General features: G+C 67.1%; 15 protein-coding genes and 1 tRNA gene. 12 read left to right on the forward strand and 4 right to left on the reverse strand.

Annotated features, from left to right (window positions below; genetic code table 11):
* Nucleotides 1–10 precede the first annotated feature (10 nt).
* Both ACTS1X_RS13240 and ACTS1X_RS13245 read right to left on the reverse strand, forming a co-directional pair.
* On the reverse strand, nt 11–1462 hold the full coding sequence (locus tag ACTS1X_RS13240; protein ID WP_442614878.1) for a TolC family outer membrane protein: 1452 nt from the start codon (nt 1460–1462) through the stop codon (nt 11–13).
* Nucleotides 1463–1472: 10 nt separating this feature from the next.
* The gene (locus tag ACTS1X_RS13245) at nt 1473–2123 is read right to left on the reverse strand and encodes a protein-L-isoaspartate O-methyltransferase family protein (RefSeq protein ID WP_442614879.1); all 651 of its coding nucleotides are present in this window, start codon (nt 2121–2123) and stop codon (nt 1473–1475) included.
* Nucleotides 2124–2320: 197 nt separating this feature from the next.
* On the opposite strand from ACTS1X_RS13245, the gene ACTS1X_RS13250 reads away from it, so the two are divergent.
* A tRNA-Cys gene (locus tag ACTS1X_RS13250) sits at nt 2321–2394 on the forward strand.
* A 28-nt stretch (nt 2395–2422) separates the two neighbouring features.
* Here ACTS1X_RS13250 and ACTS1X_RS13255 read toward each other — a convergent pair.
* Both ACTS1X_RS13255 and ACTS1X_RS13260 read right to left on the reverse strand, forming a co-directional pair.
* On the reverse strand, nt 2423–3205 hold the full coding sequence (locus tag ACTS1X_RS13255) for a DUF1295 domain-containing protein (RefSeq protein ID WP_442614880.1): 783 nt from the start codon (nt 3203–3205) through the stop codon (nt 2423–2425).
* A gap of 41 nt (nt 3206–3246) precedes the next feature.
* On the reverse strand, nt 3247–5091 hold the full coding sequence (locus ACTS1X_RS13260; RefSeq protein WP_442614881.1) for an AMP-binding protein: 1845 nt from the start codon (nt 5089–5091) through the stop codon (nt 3247–3249).
* 122 nt (nt 5092–5213) lie between these two features.
* Here ACTS1X_RS13260 and ACTS1X_RS13265 point away from each other — a divergent pair, with 122 nt between their 5' ends.
* The 11 genes from ACTS1X_RS13265 to ACTS1X_RS13315 all read left to right on the forward strand — a co-directional run.
* Nucleotides 5214–6899: a class I adenylate-forming enzyme family protein gene (locus tag ACTS1X_RS13265; RefSeq protein WP_442614882.1), complete on the forward strand. Its 1686-nt coding sequence runs from the start codon at nt 5214–5216 to the stop codon at nt 6897–6899.
* An 88-nt stretch (nt 6900–6987) separates the two neighbouring features.
* Nucleotides 6988–7512, forward strand: coding sequence for a nuclear transport factor 2 family protein (locus tag ACTS1X_RS13270; protein ID WP_442614883.1), 525 nt, complete (start codon nt 6988–6990; stop codon nt 7510–7512).
* Nucleotides 7513–8883, forward strand: coding sequence for an MFS transporter (locus tag ACTS1X_RS13275; RefSeq protein ID WP_442614884.1), 1371 nt, complete (start codon nt 7513–7515; stop codon nt 8881–8883).
* On the forward strand, nt 8880–10091 hold the full coding sequence (locus tag ACTS1X_RS13280) for an acetyl-CoA C-acyltransferase (RefSeq protein WP_442614885.1): 1212 nt from the start codon (nt 8880–8882) through the stop codon (nt 10089–10091). The genes ACTS1X_RS13275 and ACTS1X_RS13280 overlap by 4 nt, the downstream gene beginning before the upstream one ends.
* An 88-nt stretch (nt 10092–10179) precedes the next feature.
* On the forward strand, nt 10180–11130 hold the full coding sequence (locus ACTS1X_RS13285; protein ID WP_442614886.1) for a winged helix-turn-helix transcriptional regulator: 951 nt from the start codon (nt 10180–10182) through the stop codon (nt 11128–11130).
* A 71-nt stretch (nt 11131–11201) separates the two neighbouring features.
* Complete coding sequence (locus tag ACTS1X_RS13290; protein ID WP_442614887.1) at nt 11202–12095, forward strand: SDR family NAD(P)-dependent oxidoreductase; 894 nt, start codon at nt 11202–11204, stop codon at nt 12093–12095.
* On the forward strand, nt 12092–13171 hold the full coding sequence (locus ACTS1X_RS13295) for an NAD(P)H-dependent amine dehydrogenase family protein (RefSeq protein WP_442614888.1): 1080 nt from the start codon (nt 12092–12094) through the stop codon (nt 13169–13171). Before ACTS1X_RS13290 ends, ACTS1X_RS13295 begins: the two co-directional genes overlap by 4 nt.
* A 4-nt stretch (nt 13172–13175) precedes the next feature.
* Nucleotides 13176–13640: a nuclear transport factor 2 family protein gene (locus ACTS1X_RS13300; protein WP_442614889.1), complete on the forward strand. Its 465-nt coding sequence runs from the start codon at nt 13176–13178 to the stop codon at nt 13638–13640.
* The gene (locus ACTS1X_RS13305) at nt 13637–14188 is read left to right on the forward strand and encodes a nuclear transport factor 2 family protein (RefSeq protein ID WP_442614890.1); all 552 of its coding nucleotides are present in this window, start codon (nt 13637–13639) and stop codon (nt 14186–14188) included. Before ACTS1X_RS13300 ends, ACTS1X_RS13305 begins: the two co-directional genes overlap by 4 nt.
* Entirely contained in the window at nt 14172–14936 is a 765-nt protein-coding gene (locus ACTS1X_RS13310; protein WP_442614891.1) for an SDR family oxidoreductase, read from the forward strand. Before ACTS1X_RS13305 ends, ACTS1X_RS13310 begins: the two co-directional genes overlap by 17 nt.
* Nucleotides 14933–15626 (forward strand): carotenoid oxygenase family protein (locus ACTS1X_RS13315; RefSeq protein ID WP_442614892.1); only part of this gene is annotated, 694 nt, incomplete at its 3' end. The genes ACTS1X_RS13310 and ACTS1X_RS13315, both read left to right, overlap by 4 nt.

Here is a 15626-nt window from a genome sequence, read left to right on the forward strand (position 1 = left end):
GCGACATGCCTCAATTTTCGGGATTTGTCACCACGCGTTGGGGATTATCGACCGTGCGTGTCGATTGAGTCACAGGGCGCGGATCGTCGTTCCAGTCGAACCACTGATCGTCGACGCGCTCGTAATTGACGTTCGGGTCGTACAGCGCGCCCCCGTCCAGCCCCAGATCCTGCGCTTCGGCCTTGCCCATGGCGGCCAGCAGGTTGAAGCCCGCGACATAGGCGTTGCGCCGCGCGGTCACCAGATCGACCTGGCTGTTCAGCAGTTCCTGTTCGGCGTTAAGAATGTCCAATATCGTCCTCAAACCGACGGAATTTTCCGCGCGGACGCCTTCCAGCGCGAGCGCATTGGCATCGACCGCCGTTTCGGTCGCGTCGATCACCTGCAAGGTCGCCCGGTAGCGCGAGAAGGCGGCGCGGACATCGGCCACGACGGCGCGCTCGGTGGCGATCACCGTTTCCATCGCCTGCGTGCGTTGCGCCTGGGCCCGGCGAACCTGGGCCGCCGGCCGCCCGCCCTGATAGATGGGCAGGGTCGCGCGGACGCCGACGGTCGCGGTGGTCTCCTCCTGCACGAACTGGTTGCCGAGCGGCCCGCCCAGCGTATCGAGGAAGTTATTGTAATTGCCGCGCGCAAAGGCTTCGAGCGTCGGCAGCCGCGATCCGCGGGCCGCCGCGATGTCGCGGCGCGCCGCCTCGGCGTTGCGCTGGGCCGAAAGCAGGTCCGGATTGTGGACGATCGCGATATCCTCGGCGGCATCCGGCGTCGCAGGCAGTTCGGGCAAGGGCGGCGGCGGCTCGAGTTCCTCGGGCCATTCGCCGACAAGGCGCAGATAATTTTCTTCCGCCGCGGCGAGTTCGGCCTGCGCGGTGTCCAGATTGGCGCGCGCCGTCGAGAGGCGCGCCTCGGCCTGGGCGACGTCGGTGCGGGTGAGATCGCCGATTTCGAAACGGTCGCTGGTCGCCTGCAGGTTCGTGTCGAGGACGCGCACCTGGTTCGAGTTGAGTTCGACGATATTCCGGTTGCTGATCACGTCGAGATAGGCGGCGACGACGTTGGTAAAGAGATTGGCCTCGGTCGAGCGCAGATCGGCCTGCCCCGCCTCGACCCGTTCGCGGGCCGCGCGGATGCGGTTGCGCACCGTGCCGCCCTGGTAGATCGGGAGGGTCACGTCCGCCTGCGCGCCCGTGTTCCGGGCAGGTGCGGTAAAGCTGTTCGCCGAGGTCCGCACATTCTCGTTGTAGAAGCCGGTCACGGAAACCGACGGCCGGCCGTCGGCGAGCGTCAGCGGCACATTCTCGTCATTGGCCCGCTGCCCGGCCCGCGCCGCGTTCAGCGTCGGGTTGGTCTGATAGGCTTCCAGCAGCGCGCCGCGCAACGTTTCGGCCGAAGCCGGCGCCGCCAGCATGAGGGCGGCCGCTGCTGCGGCGCCGGTCAGAAATATGTTCGCTCTGGGCGCCATGCTCACCTTCCTAAAATACGAATTCTGCCGGGCGTTCGAAGCCCGGAAGCGAGGCCGACTGGGCGTCGACAAAGGCCGTCGTCCCGAAGGCGTCGCCCTGCTTGCGGCCATAGACGAGCCGCGTGACGCCCTCCTCGATCATCCCCGCCGCGAGCCGGCCGCCATCGGCAAGCTGGTCGACCAGCGCCGCAGGCAGCGATTCGATCGCGCCGTCGACGACGATCGCGTCATAGGGCGCGCGCCCGGCCCAGCCTTCGGCCAGCGGCCCGCGCGCGCTTTCGACATTGGGATATCCGGCCAGCGCCTTCGCGCCATGCGCCGCCAGCGCGTCTTCCTCTTCGAGCGCAACCACCGATTTCGCCAGTTCGGCGCACAGTGCCGCGGTATATCCGCCCGCCGATCCGACGACGAGCACATGATCTTCTGGCGTGAGCGCGAGTTCCGTCAGCAGGCGCCCGGTCGCCATCGGCAGGTTCATCCGCCGGCCCCCGCCGAGCGGCAGCAGCATCTCGGCATAGGCCAGCGAGGCCTTGTCTTCGGGCACGAATTGCTCGCGCGGCACGGCCGCCATCGCGCGCACGACGCGCGGATCGTCGACCGCGGTCGTCCGCAGCTGGCTTTCCACCATCGCCAGGCGCATCGCTTCGAAATCGTGACTCATGGGCAGTGACCTTGTCGATATCGTGTCGTCGTTCGCCGCTGTCTTATATGAGCAATACAGCTGCGTCAACGCTGCCTTCTATCGGCAATAGCGGGGAAGGCCAAGCGCCCTCTCTCCGGCTTTCGACGAAAGCACGGCGAAGCTTGACAGATTGCCGCGGCTTGCCCATTTGCCCGCCCTTCGAAACGTTTCCGCGGGGCCCGATGGCGGAGTGGTGACGCAGCGGATTGCAAATCCGTGTACGCCGGTTCGATTCCGGCTCGGGCCTCCACTTTCTCGGAAACGCTATTCCGCAGAATTCAGCGCTTTGCGGGCGGCAGCGGGAAGAAGCCGCTGGTGCGGCGGATATAGTCCTCATATTCGGGCTTCGACCGCTTGAGCCGGCGTTCGAGCAGCGCCGCGCCGCTCCATTTGACGAGCAGATAGGTCATCAGCGCCGGGCCGACGATGCTGGCGAGGCCGAGCGTGGTTTCGGCGGCGATCAGATAGAGGCCCCACCAGACGCAGCTGTCGCCGAAATAGTTGGGATGGCGGGTATAGCGCCACAGCCCCCCGTCCATCACGCCGCCCGTCCCCCGCGCCTTGAAGCGCGCGAGCTGCCAGTCGCCGACCGTTTCGAACAGGATGCCGACGATCGCGAGCGCGGCGCCGATCCATCCGATCAGTCCGACCGCGGCCGGTTCGGCCGGGATAGAGCCGAGCTGGATCGGCAGCGACACGATCAGCAGCAGCAGGCCCTGGAGTAGGAACACGTTGCGCAGGCTGAACCAGTGCGGCGAATCGGTGCGCGAGAGCATCGCGACATAGCGTTTGTCCGCGCCCTCCCGCCGCCAGCGGAAGAAAAGATACAGGGCGAGGCGCAGGCCCCAGACCGCCGTCAGGCCGAGGATGAGCAGCCGCCGCTCCTCCGAACCGCCCCCGGTCAGCAGATAGGTGACGACCGCGATGACGACGAAGCTGAAACCCCAGAAGGAATCGATGAAGCTCACATCCTTGATCGCCACGCTGAGCAGCCAGAGCAGCAGCATCAGCGCGAAGATGACGGCGGCGTTGGCCGCGAAGAGCGATAATATGGCGTCCATGGATTGCGTCCCCTTCTTTTCCGGTCCCGCTGGCCGGGCTTCTATTCTCCGGTCATGGAGATGACAGCGGCGCCCGGCGCGTCCGCGTAGAGCGCCTCGATCGCCTCGGGCCGGTTATGCTTGGCCAGCGCCTGGTTGACCGTGCCCTTGTCCGAAATCTCGTGCGCCTCGGCGTTCGGCTGGTCGGCCAGGAAGGCGAAGCGGACGACCCGGCCGCTCGATCCCGATGCGGCCTGGTTATGGGCCGCGAGCCCTTCGCGCACCGCCGCGAGGACGCCATCGTCGCAGAGCAGTTGCTCGAGCGGCGCCTGGGGATCGGCCGCTACAGACCGCAATCCGGCCTCGCTGGGCCAGGCGAGGATGCCGACATAATCGCGATTCTCGCCGCAGACGAGCAGATCGCCGACCAGCGGCGCGAGATGCCTGAGCAGGTCCATCCGCATATTGCCCGCCGACACCCAGGTGCCGGTCGCCAGCTTGAATTCCTCGGCAAGCCTACCGGCAAAGGCGAGGCCCTTTTCCGGCGCGTCTGGATCGTGGAAGCGCGCCGTGTCGCCGATCTTGTAGAAGCCCTCTTCGTCGCGGATGTTGGCGTTCAGCTCGTCCTCGCCGAGATAGCCGGGCGTGACCATCGGTCCCTTCATCCGCAGCTCGTACCGATCGCCGATCGGCACCATCTTGACCGACAGCCCGGGCATCGGCAGCCCGATCCCGACCCGGTCGCTCTCGAAATAGATCGACATCGCGCCCGACGTCGTCTCTGTCGCGCCATAGCCGGTGGTCAGCATGATCCGGTGACCGACCGTATCGACGGCGAGCCGCTGGAGGCGGTCGTACACCGGCTGGGGCAGACCCGCGCCGCCGTACAGGACGAGGCGCAGCTTCCGGAAGAACGTCTCCGCCAGATCGCGATCCCGTTCGAGCGCGTCGACGAGCATCGCATAGCCGGCCGGGACGTTGGTGAAATAGGTGAGCTCGACATCGCGCAGGTTGCGGATCGTCGCGTCGAACAGGCCGGGCACGGGCTTGCCTTCGTCGATATGGAAAGTGCCGCCGAAGATCGCCGCGGCCATCGAGGAGAAGGCACCCGAGACATGGCTCCAGGGAAGCCATTCGAGCAGCACATCGTCCCAGCCCGCCGCCTTGCCGAGCGCCTGCCAGCCCTGGAACAGGTTGGCGACGATCATGCCGTGGGTCTGGATCACCGCCTTCGAGCGGCCCGTCGATCCCGAGGTCAGCATATAGGCGCCGACGGTATCGGCGGTCAGCGCGTCGATCGACGCGGCGACGGCGTCGGTCGGTGCGGTGCCGGTCACGGCGGCATAGTCGGCGCCATCGGCATCGGGTTCGCGGCTGATCACCGGCACGCCCTCGGGCAGCACCGCGCGCAGGGCGGCGACGTGCGCGGCCGTTTCGCCGAACGCCACGGTCGGCTGCACCGTGGCGACGACATGGCGGAGGCGCTGGTAATCGCCCTTCGCGCCGAGCAGCGCATAGGCCTCGCTGACCGGCGTGACCGGGACCCCGGCTCCCATCGACCCGTAGCGGATCACGGCATGCGCGATCGAATTGCCCGACACGATCAGCATCGCGCCGCCGCCGGCGAGATCCCGGTCGATCAGCCATTGCGTCAGGCCGTCGGCCGCGCGCTTCACGTCGCCGAAGGTCGCGGTCCGCCAGTCGCCGCTGTCGGGATCGCGTTCCCGCAGATGCGGTTTGCCGGGCGTGGCCGCCGCCTGGCGCGCCAGGCCGGTCGGCACGTTGGGCACGCCGATCTCGAGCGGCTGCGCGGGCGTCATGACGATCGTGCCGTCGTCGCGCCGCTCGATATCGAGGTCGACCGGCGGGAAATCCACGTGCCTGAACGGCGCGTCAGACACCTGCATATTGATCCTCTTCCCGTTTAGTGAGTATTACTGTGCAACCCTATGCGAGTTGCCGTTTCGGCGCAATGATGTTTAGGGGTCCAGGATAGAACGAGCCGCGACGCGGCCATGAGAGGAATGCCGTGACCGCCAAGATGACGCCCGAAGAGCGCAGCCGCCTGTACCGCGAGCGCGGCTGGTGGCAGGGGATTTCCGTCGATGCGCTGCTGCGCGACGCCGTGGCCGCGCGCGGCGGCGAGGAGGCGCTGATCGATCCGCCGAATCGGCCGGACCTGACCGGCACCGAGCCGGCGCGCCTCACCTTCGCGGACATCGATGCCCGCGTCGACGGCTTCTGCCGGGCCTTCGCCGCACTCGGGCTGAAGCCCGGCGACGTGATCGTCACCCAGCTGCCCAATATCGTCGAGGGCGTGATCGCCTTTCTCGCCTGCGCGCGGTTCGGCACGATATTGAGCCCCGCCGCGATGGCTTATCGCCGCCATGAACTGGGCAAGATCGTCGGCCAGGTCGATCCGCGGCTGATCCTGACCGTCGAGCGCTTTCACGGCTTCGATCATCGCGCCGAGATCGCCGGGATGCTAGACGCCGAGGGGCGCGCCATCCCCGTTCTCGCCCTCGGTTCGGGCGGCGCAGACAGCGACCGGTCGTTCGAATGGCACGAAGCCCGGGCGGGCGGGGCGGAAACGCCGCGCCGCGATGCCGAGGCCTCCGAAATCCTCACCATCTGCTGGACGTCGGGCACCGAGGCGGACCCCAAGGGCGTGCCGCGCCATCACGATCACTGGACGGTCAATGGCGAGGCGATGATCGAGGCGGCCGACCTCCGCTCCGGCGACGCGATCCTCAACCCCTTCCCGCTGATCAATATCGCCGCGATCGGCGGGATGGTGATCCCCTGGCTCATGGTGCAGGGCAAGCTGGTCCAGCACCACCCTTTCGATCTGCCGGTTTTCCTGCGCCAGATGGCCGGAGAAAAGATCAATTACACGGTGGCGCCGCCGGCGATCCTCAACATGCTGCTCAAGCAGGAGCAGCTGCTCGAGACGATCGACCTCTCCAACCTGCGCTGCATGGGCTCGGGCTCCGCGCCGCTCGCCGTCTGGATGGTCGAGGGCTGGCAGGAACGCGGCGTTCCGGTGATGAACGTGTTCGGATCGAACGAGGGCTGCTCGCTCTTCTCGACCCATGCCGAAATGCCCGATCCGCACCTGCGCGCCTCCTATTTCCCGCGCTTCGGCGCGAAGGGCGTCGAGTGGAAGAGCGCCTTTCCCAACAAGATCCGCACCCGGCTCGTCGATCCCGATACCGAGGCAGAAATCACCGAAGCCGGTCAAGCCGGAGAGCTGCGGATCGACGGCGCGATGACCTTCGACGGCTATTGGAAGGCCGAAGAGCTCAACGCCCGCGCGTTCGACGACCAGGGCTATTTCCGCACCGGCGACCTGTTCGAGATCGCGCCGGACGATGCGCGTTTCTACCAGTTCGTCGGCCGCTCGAAGGAAGTGATCATCCGCGGCGGCGTCAACATCTCCCCGGCCGAGCTGGACGGGCTGATCGAGAGCCATCCCAAGGTCCGCGAGGCCGCCTGCGCCGCCTATCCCGACGAGCGGCTCGGCGAGAAGATCTGCGCCATCGTCGCGCTGGCCGACGGCGAGACGCTCGAGCTCGAGGAGCTGACCGCGCATCTCAGGGACGTCGGAATCTCGGTCTACAAGCTGCCCGAAAAGCTGCGGACGGTCGAATCGCTGCCCCGCAATCCGCTCGGCAAGGTGCTGCGCCGGGAGCTTTCCGGCGTCGCGGCCTCGTGAAGGCGGGGCGGCGACAACCGCCGCTTGACAGCCGCGTCCCTTTCGGCCTTTATGGCTTGCATAAATAAACCTACTGGGGAGTGATGCCATGCCTTCGAAGCTCAAGCTGGTCGCCGCCGGAGTCCTGATCGCCGGCCTTGCCGCCTGCCAGCCCGCCGCGAGCGAGGACGCCAATACCGCCACCGAGGAAGGAGCATCGCAAATGGGAGACGAAGCCAAGATCGCCGTCGTGCGCGACATGGTCGACGCCTGGAACACGCGGGACTGGGACCGGGTCGTCAACCTGTTCGCCGAAGACGGGTCGCTGCATTCGATGATGGTCGAACCTATCGTCGGGCGCGAGGCGATCGGCGCCCGGATCGGCCATCTTGGCGAAGGCCTCGAGACGATCACGCTCAACCTGCGCAATATCGGCGTGATCGACGGCACCGTATTCGTCGAACGCGTCGACGAGTTCGTCTATAACGGCCATGAAGGCTCGGTTCCCGTGGTCGGCGTGATCGAGATCGGCGAGGACGGGCTGATCACCGAATGGCGCGAATATTACGACCGCGCCGAACTGCTCGAAGCGATGGGCCTTGCGGAGGATTTCGACCAGGCCGGCCGCGAATAGGTGGCCGCGACGCTGGCCAGCTCGCCGGCTGACGGCCAGACCGGCGACTATCCGAGACCGCTGGTCGCCTGGGCGATCGTCGCCGCGCTCTTCATCGCCTATATCTTCTCGTTCATCGACCGGATGATCATCGGCCTGCTGGTCGAACCGATCAAGGCCGATCTCGGGCTGACCGATACCGAAATCAGCCTGTTGCAGGGGCTGGCCTTCGCGCTGTTCTACACGATCGCCGGCATCCCGATCGGGCGGCTGATCGACCGGGCTGGGCGGATGAAGATCGTCGCCGCCGGGATTACGCTCTGGAGCCTGATGACGGCGGCCTGCGCGTCGGTGACCAGTTTCTGGCAGTTTTTCCTCTACCGGATGGGCGTCGGCGTCGGCGAAGCGACGCTGTCTCCCGCCGCCTATTCGATCATTTCGGACAGTTTTCCGCGCAACCGGCTCGGCCTCGCCATGGGCGTGTACGGGCTCGGCTCGGCGGTCGGCGCCGGCGCCGCCTTCCTGATCGGCGCGGCGGTCATCACGCTGGTCGCCGCGTCGGGCGATATCGACGTGCCGCTGCTCGGACAGCTGCGGGCCTGGCAGGTGGCCTTTCTCGCCGTCGGGCTGCCCGGCGTGCTTGTCGCGCTGCTGTTTCTCGTGCTCCCCGAACCCGCGCGTCTCGATGCGGCGGGCGGCATCCAGACCGAAGCCCAGCCCGCTGTGCCGGTCGGCGAAGTCCTCGCCTTCATGCGCAGCGAGCGCGCCCTGCTGATCAGCCTGTTGCTGGCGGTCGGCTTCGTCAATTTCGCCGTGCTGGCGGCGGTGTCCTGGCTCCCGGCGATGCTGATGCGCGCCTATGGCGTCGAGTTGACGACGGCCGGCTATATGGCGGGCACGGCGCTTATCGTCGGCGGCCTGATCGGCCTGATCGGCGGCGGCTGTCTCACCGACCGGATCGGCGGCGGAACGCCCCCCGGACGCGTGAAGCTGTGCGCGGTCGCGATAGCCATCGGCACGGTCGGCGCGGTCGCCTTCCCGCTCGCACCGAGCCCGCTGCTGGCCTCGGTGCTGTTCGCGCTCTTCTTTACCGCCGCGGCGGTAACGGTCGGCGCGGCGCCGGCCGTCATCCAGCAGACGACCCCCAACCGGATGCGCGCGACGATCTCGGCCGCCTATATCTTCGTCGTCAACATCATCGGCCTGGCCTTCGGCCCGACCGGCGCGGCGGTCGTCGGCGACACCTTCTTCCCGGAAGGCGACGGCATCCGCTACGCGCTGGCGATCGTCTGCCCTCTCGCCTATCTGCTCGCCTTCGCCCTCTTCCTCTGGGCCGTTCGCGCGGTGAACCGCAGCTGGGACCGGATCCAGGTCAAGGGCGGCGCGGGATGAACGCCGAGGTGTTCATCTACGACGCGGTGCGGACGCCGCGCGGCAAGGGCAAGATGGGGGCGCCGCTTTCCGCGCTCGCGCCGCAGGAACTCGTCCGCCAGCTGGTCGACGCGCTGCGCGAGCGCCATGGCGAAGCGGCGATCGCCGGGGCCGAACGCCTGGTGCTGAGCTGCGTCGGGCAGACCGGCGACCAGGGCGGCCATATCGCGATGGTCGGCAAGCTGCATGCGGGCCTTGCCGACGCCACCATCGCGCTGACGATCAACAATTTCTGTTCGGGCGGGCTGAGCGCGGTCGCGCTCGCGGCCGCGACGGTCCGCGCCGGCGATGCCGGACTGGTGCTCGCGGGCGGCGTGGAAATGATGTCGCGCGTCCCCTTTCTCGCGGACCAGGCGCCCTATTATGCCGATCCCGCGCTGTCCGAACAGCTGCGCTACGTCCCGGTCGCGCTGTCGGCCGATTATCTGGCGCACCGGTTCGACGTGACGCGCGAGGAACTCGACGTCGCCACGATCAATTCGCACCGCCGCGCCAGGGCGGCCTGGGACGCCGGGCGCTACGACCGGTCGGTCGTCGCCATGCGCGACGAGGCCGGCAAGGTGCTGCTCGACCCCGACGAGACGATCCGCGACACGATGACGATGGAGGGCCTGGGCGCGCTCCCGCCGGCCTTCGTCGAAACGGGGGCCGCCGGCGTCGACGCGATGATCGACCGCGCGAAACCCGGCACGGGGCCGATCGATCATCGCCATTCAATCGCCAATTGCCCGCCGATCGCGGACGGCGCCGGGCTGGTGCTTGTCGGCTCGGCCGCAGCGGGCACCGCGCTCGGCCTGGCGCCGCTGGCGAAGATCGAGGCCTGTGTCGAGGCCGCGGGCGACCCGATCGACCAGCTGACCTCGGGCGAGGCGGCGATGGACAGGCTGCTCGCGAAGACCGGGCGGACGCTCGCCGATCTCGATCTCGTCGAATATATGGAGGCCTTCGCCGTCGTGCCGTCGCTCTTTTACCGCCGCGCGGACGTCGATCCGGAGATCGTCAACGTGAATGGCGGGCATCTCGCCATGGGCCATCCGATGGGCGCGACCGGCGCGATCCTGACCGCGACCCTCGTCGAGGAGATGGCCCGGCGCGACGCGGCACAGGGCCTTGTCGTCACCCATGGCGGCTCGGGCGTGGGCACCGCCGCGCTGCTGACCCGGGCCTAGCAATATCGGGTTTCGATCCGGTTTCGAGCGACTTGCGAATTGGGACTCGGCAAAGAAGCGCCCGGGATGCTAGGGTCCGCCAATGGGAATGCAGAAGTTGATCCGCACCTGCTCGGTTTGGCGTGCGCTTGAAGTAGTTGGCGATACATCGACCCTGCTGATCCTCGAGGCGAGCTGGCTCGGCGCGCGGCGCTTCGACGACTTCCGGACCCGCAACGGCCTGCTCAAGGCACTGTTAAGCAACCGACTCAAGCGGCTCGTGTCGCTCGGCCTGCTCGAGAAGCGGCTCTATTGCGAAAGCCCGCCTCGCCACGAATATATCATGACCAAGAAGGGCGGCGATCTCTACTGGGTCTCGCTGATGCTGCTGCGCTGGGAAAAGCTCTGGGGCAACCGCGAGGGCAAGATCGAGGTCGAGCTGACCCACAAGACCTGCGGCAACGAGTTCACCCCGACCCCGGTCTGCAACCATTGCCGCGAGGAAATCCACGCCTATGACGTCGACTGGCGCGAGGGCCCGGGGGTCGGCTGGATGACGCCGGTCTACAGCCGCCGCCGCCAGCTGCGCGATCAGGACGCCCAACCCACCTCGCTGCTCGACGAAGCGGCCAAGCTGATGGGCGACCGCTGGGCGAGCCTGATCCTGCGCTCGGTCTTCACCGGCCTCAACCGCTATGACGAGATCCGCGGCGACACGGCGATCGCGACGAACATCCTGTCCGAGCGGCTGTCCTGGCTGATCGAGCGCGGCGTGCTGAAGCAGAAGCAGTACAGCAAGAACCCGCCGCGCTTCGAATATCATCTGACCCGCAAGGGCATGGACTATTATCCCGCGCTGCTCTTCCTCCTCCAATGGGGCGACAAATATTTCGTCTCGCCCGAAGGACCGCCGCTGATCCTGATCCACAAATTGTGCGGCCAGGACCTGAAGCCGGTCGTCGCCTGTTCGGAGTGCAAGGAGGACATCGAGCCGCGCGGCGTCGACTTCATCGTGATCGAACGGGCCGGCGAGACCGAGCGGCGCGAAAAGGTCGGCTGACCCACGGCGAAAAAGCCGTTTCTCCCATCATATCGCTTTCATTATCATACCGACTTGGATAGAGTTGCGGCATGGAGAGTGAAATCGCCAGCGAGACGGGGCCCGTCGTCGTCGTTACCGGCGCCGGCAAAGGGCTCGGTGCCGCTTTTGCAAGGCGCTGGGGAGAACGCGGCGGGCGCGTCGTCGTCAACAATCGCGCGCACCCGGGCGTGCCCTCGACGGCCGAAACCGTGGCGCAGGAGATCCGCGCCGCAGGCGGCCGGGCGGTTGCCGAAACCGGCGATGTGAGCGCCGATGGCGCCGCCGAGGCGATCGTCGGGACGGCGATCGACAGTTTCGGCGGGCTCGACGCGCTGATCCTCAATGCCGGGATCGCCGGGGATGCCGCGCGGTTCGTCGACAGCGATCCGGCGGCCTTTCACGCGGTGATGGCGATCAACTTTCACGCCAATGTCGCGCTGGTGAAGGCCGCCCTGCCCCATCTGCTGGAATCCGCCGCCGGGCGGATCCTGTTCGTCTCGTCGACGGCCGGATTGTACGGCGTCCACGGCCGCGCAGCCTATGCGGCGTCTAAGGGCGCGCTCAACGGCTTCGCCCTGTCGCTCGCCGACGAACTCCGCCGCGCCGCGATCGGCGTGAACATCCTGATGCCCTATGCCGCGACCAACATGACCGGCGGCGTCCTCACGCCGGAACTCGAGCGGCTGATGGCGCCCGATACGGTGGCGGACGCCGCCTGCTGGCTGACATCGCCGGATTGCACGGCGACGGGAGAAATGTGGGTCGCCGGCGCGGGCTTCGCACGGCAGGCGACGGTCCGGGAAGCCGCGACGCTGGCGGCGCATCCGAGCGAAGCGGAGCGGGACGCGCCGGCCCAGTTCCCCGACGGCCAGGCGGCCTTCCAGGATTTCCTCTCGGCCGTGACCGAACGGATGAACGCATCCGAAAAGGCCGAAGCGCTGTGACCTACAGGGTGATCCAATGGGCGACGGGCGCGATGGGCAAGACCTGCCTGCGCGCCATCATCGACCACCCGGATCTCGAACTGGCCGGGCTCTACGTCTATGGCGACAAGAAGGCCGGGCGCGACGCGGGCGACATCGCCTATCGCGACGCAACCGGCGTCATCGCGACGCGCGATATCGACGACATCCTCGCGACCGATGCCGATATCGTGATCCACGCGGCGCGATTGCAGCCGCCCTACGACCATCATGACGGCGACATCCTCCGCCTGCTCGAATCGGGCAAGAATGTCGTCAGCATCAACGGCAACAGCTTTCCCGCCTATTGGCCCGAGGACCGGCGGCGGCGCTTCGAAGACGCCTGCGCCAGGGGCGGCACGAGTTTCGGCGGGGCCGGACTCAATCCCGGTTTCGCGGCCGAACGGCTGCTGGCGACGGCGCTCGAAATGACGCTGGCGCCGCAGAGCGCGACGCTCAGCGAAATCGTCATCACCAGCGAGGTGAAGAGCACCGAATATGTGTTCGACATCCTCGGCTTCGGATCGATGCCCGGCGATGTCGACCCGAACAGCCCGGACTGGGTCCCGGCGCAGACGCTCAACGCCATGTTTTCCGAAACCGTCGCGGCGATGGCCGACCGGCTCGGCGTCGCGCCCGACGCGATCGTCACCGATCACGGGATGCGCCCGGCGCGCGCCGACATGGAAATCGCCGCGGGCACGATCCCCAAGGGCGGCGCCTGCCATTTCGACTGGCGCTGGAAGGCGCTGAAGGACGGCGCGCCCATCGCCACCGTCCACATCATCTGGGCGATGGACAAAAGCTATATCGCCGAAGACGAACCGCTCTGGCGGCTGTCGATCGACGGCACCCCGAGGATCGACCTCGCGATCGAACTCGCGCCGCCCGAACGGCGGGACGGGCGGACATCGGCCGAACAGCTCGGCGTCGCGGCGACGGTGATCAACGCGATCCCGCGCATCGTCGACGCGCCGCCCGGCCTGGTCGCGGCGACCGGCGCTCCGGTCGCGCCGCTCGCCCGGAAAGAACGGACACGCATGGAAGAGGAGGCCTGAGCCCATGAGCGAAAAGATCGACGTGCTCAAATCGGTGATCAAGCATTGGAGCGAACGGCAGGATATCGACGCCGTACTCGAACATCTCTCCGACGATCTGGTCTGGCATTTCTCCGCGGTCACCCAGCCCCCGGTTTACGGCAAGGCCGGCGCGCGGCAGTTTCTCGAGGGGTTCAAGACGCGCGTCAAGAATCCGCGCTGGCGCATCTTCCGCATCGCCGAGACCGAGGACGCGCTGTTCGTCGAGGGCGTCGACGAGTTCGAGACGCCGGACGGCACGACCGTCACCATCCCCTATATGGGAATCCTCGATTTCGACGGCGACCGGATCGTCGGGTGGCGCGACTATTTCGATCGCGGGATCGCCGATGCCGGCGTCGCCGGCAAAGGGCTGCCCGATCATTGCGCCGGTCTCGTCGACCGCACCGCCCTGCCCGGCCTCGGCGCGCCCGAAGAGGCGGCCGCATGAGCGGGCGCGACCCCGAGCTCCAGGCGCTGCTCGACAAGCAGGCGATCCAGGAAGTGCTGACCCGCTACACGCGCGGCGCGGATCGCGGCGACGCCGACCTGATCGAGGCCGCCTATCATCCCGACGCGATCGAGGATCATGGCGGCACCTTCCAGGGCCCGGCGAGCGACTATGTCGCGATGCTGCGCAAGATCCTGCCGACCGCGCCGCGCATGACGCACATGATCACCAATATCCTGATCGAGCTCGACGGCGACCGGGCGCTGTCCGAATGCTACATGCTGACCTTCTCGCGCCGCGAAACCGGCGACGACGGCTTCGACAGCCTGACCATGGCGCGCGCGATCGACCGGTTCGAGAAACGCGACGGAAAATGGGCGATCGCGCATCGCCGGATATCCTGGGAGTGGAATACCGAGTTCGATATCAAGGAAAGCTGGGGCCGCGGAATGATCGCGCCCGATCCGTCGCAGCTCGTGCGCGGCGGCAAGAAGCCCGACGATATCCTGTACGAGATCAGGGAGGAAATGCATGCGGATCGAGGGTAGCGTCGCGATCGTCACCGGCGGCAACCGGGGCATCGGCGAAGGCTTTGTCGAGGAACTGCTCGAACAGGGCGCGTGCAAGGTCTATGTCGGCGCGCGCAACCCGGCGGCCGTGGAGGAGATGGCGGCCTGGCCCGACGACCGGCTGGTCGCCGTCGAACTCGACGTCACCAAACCCGACCAGGTCGCGGCCGCGGCGGAGCAGTGCCAGGACGTCACCATCGTCGTGAACAATGCCGGCGCCTTCCAGATGCAGACCCTGATGGGCGCGCCCGATCTCTCCGACGCGCGCCAGGAGATGGAGACCAATTATTTCGGGATGCTCTCGATGTGCCGCGCCTTCGCGCCGGTGATCGAGAAGAATGGCGGCGGCGCGATCGCCAACGTGCTTTCGGCCGGCGGGATCGTCGCGGTGCCCGGCATGGGCGGCTACAGCCCGTCCAAATTCGCCGGGCGCGCGGCAAGCACCTGCCTGCGCGCCGAACTCGCGCCGCGCGGCATCCATGTCGCCGCGCTGATCGTCGGCTCGGTCGACACGCGCATGGCCGCCCATGTCGATCGCGAAAAATCGCGGCCGCGCGATATCGGCAAGGCCGGATTGCTCGCGATCAAACACGGCATCGACGAACATGATACCGATCCGCATGCGATCGAAGTCCGCGCCTTTCTCGGGCGCGATCCGCACACGCTCGCCCGGTCGATGGCGGCGCCGTTCAACAGGGAAGACAAAGCGCAAGAAGGACCAAGATGATGGAAGCGAAAATCGTCAACCGGATCGAGCCGACGCTCGAGGATCAGGGTCATCCCTATGTCGGCGGCGCCTGGACGCCCAATTACGAGGAATATGACGCGACCGACCTCGAATCGGTCGGCGCGATCCCGACCGACATTTCGGGCGTTTATGTCCGCAACACCGAAAACCCGATCCACACGCCGATCGGCGTCTATCACCCGTTCGACGGCGACGGGATGCTGCACTCGATCCACATCACCGGCGGCAAGGCGAGCTATCACAACCGCTTCGTCCGGACCAAGGGGTTCCATGCCGAGCAGGAAGCCGGCCGCTCGCTCTGGGCGGGTATCGCCGAGCATCCGAGCCGGTCCGAACGGCCGGGCTGGGGCGCCCAGGGATCGCTCAAGGATTCGTCCTCGACCGATGTCGTCATCCATGCCGGCAATGTCGTCTCGACCTTCTACCAGTGCGGCGAACCCTATCTGCTCGATCCGGTAACGCTGGAAGACAGGGGCATCGCGGCCTGGGGGCCGGACGAAGGCATTTCCGCCCACCCCAAGGTCGATCTGAATACCGGCGAGCTGCTGTTCTTCAATTATTCGAAGAAGGCGCCCTACATGCATTACGGCATCGTCGACCGGAACAACGAACTCACCCACTACGTCCCGATCCCGTTGCCCGGGCCGCGCCTCCCGCACGACATGGCCT

The organism is Parasphingopyxis sp. (assembly GCF_052168275.1).
Lineage (GTDB): Bacteria > Pseudomonadota > Alphaproteobacteria > Sphingomonadales > Sphingomonadaceae > Parasphingopyxis.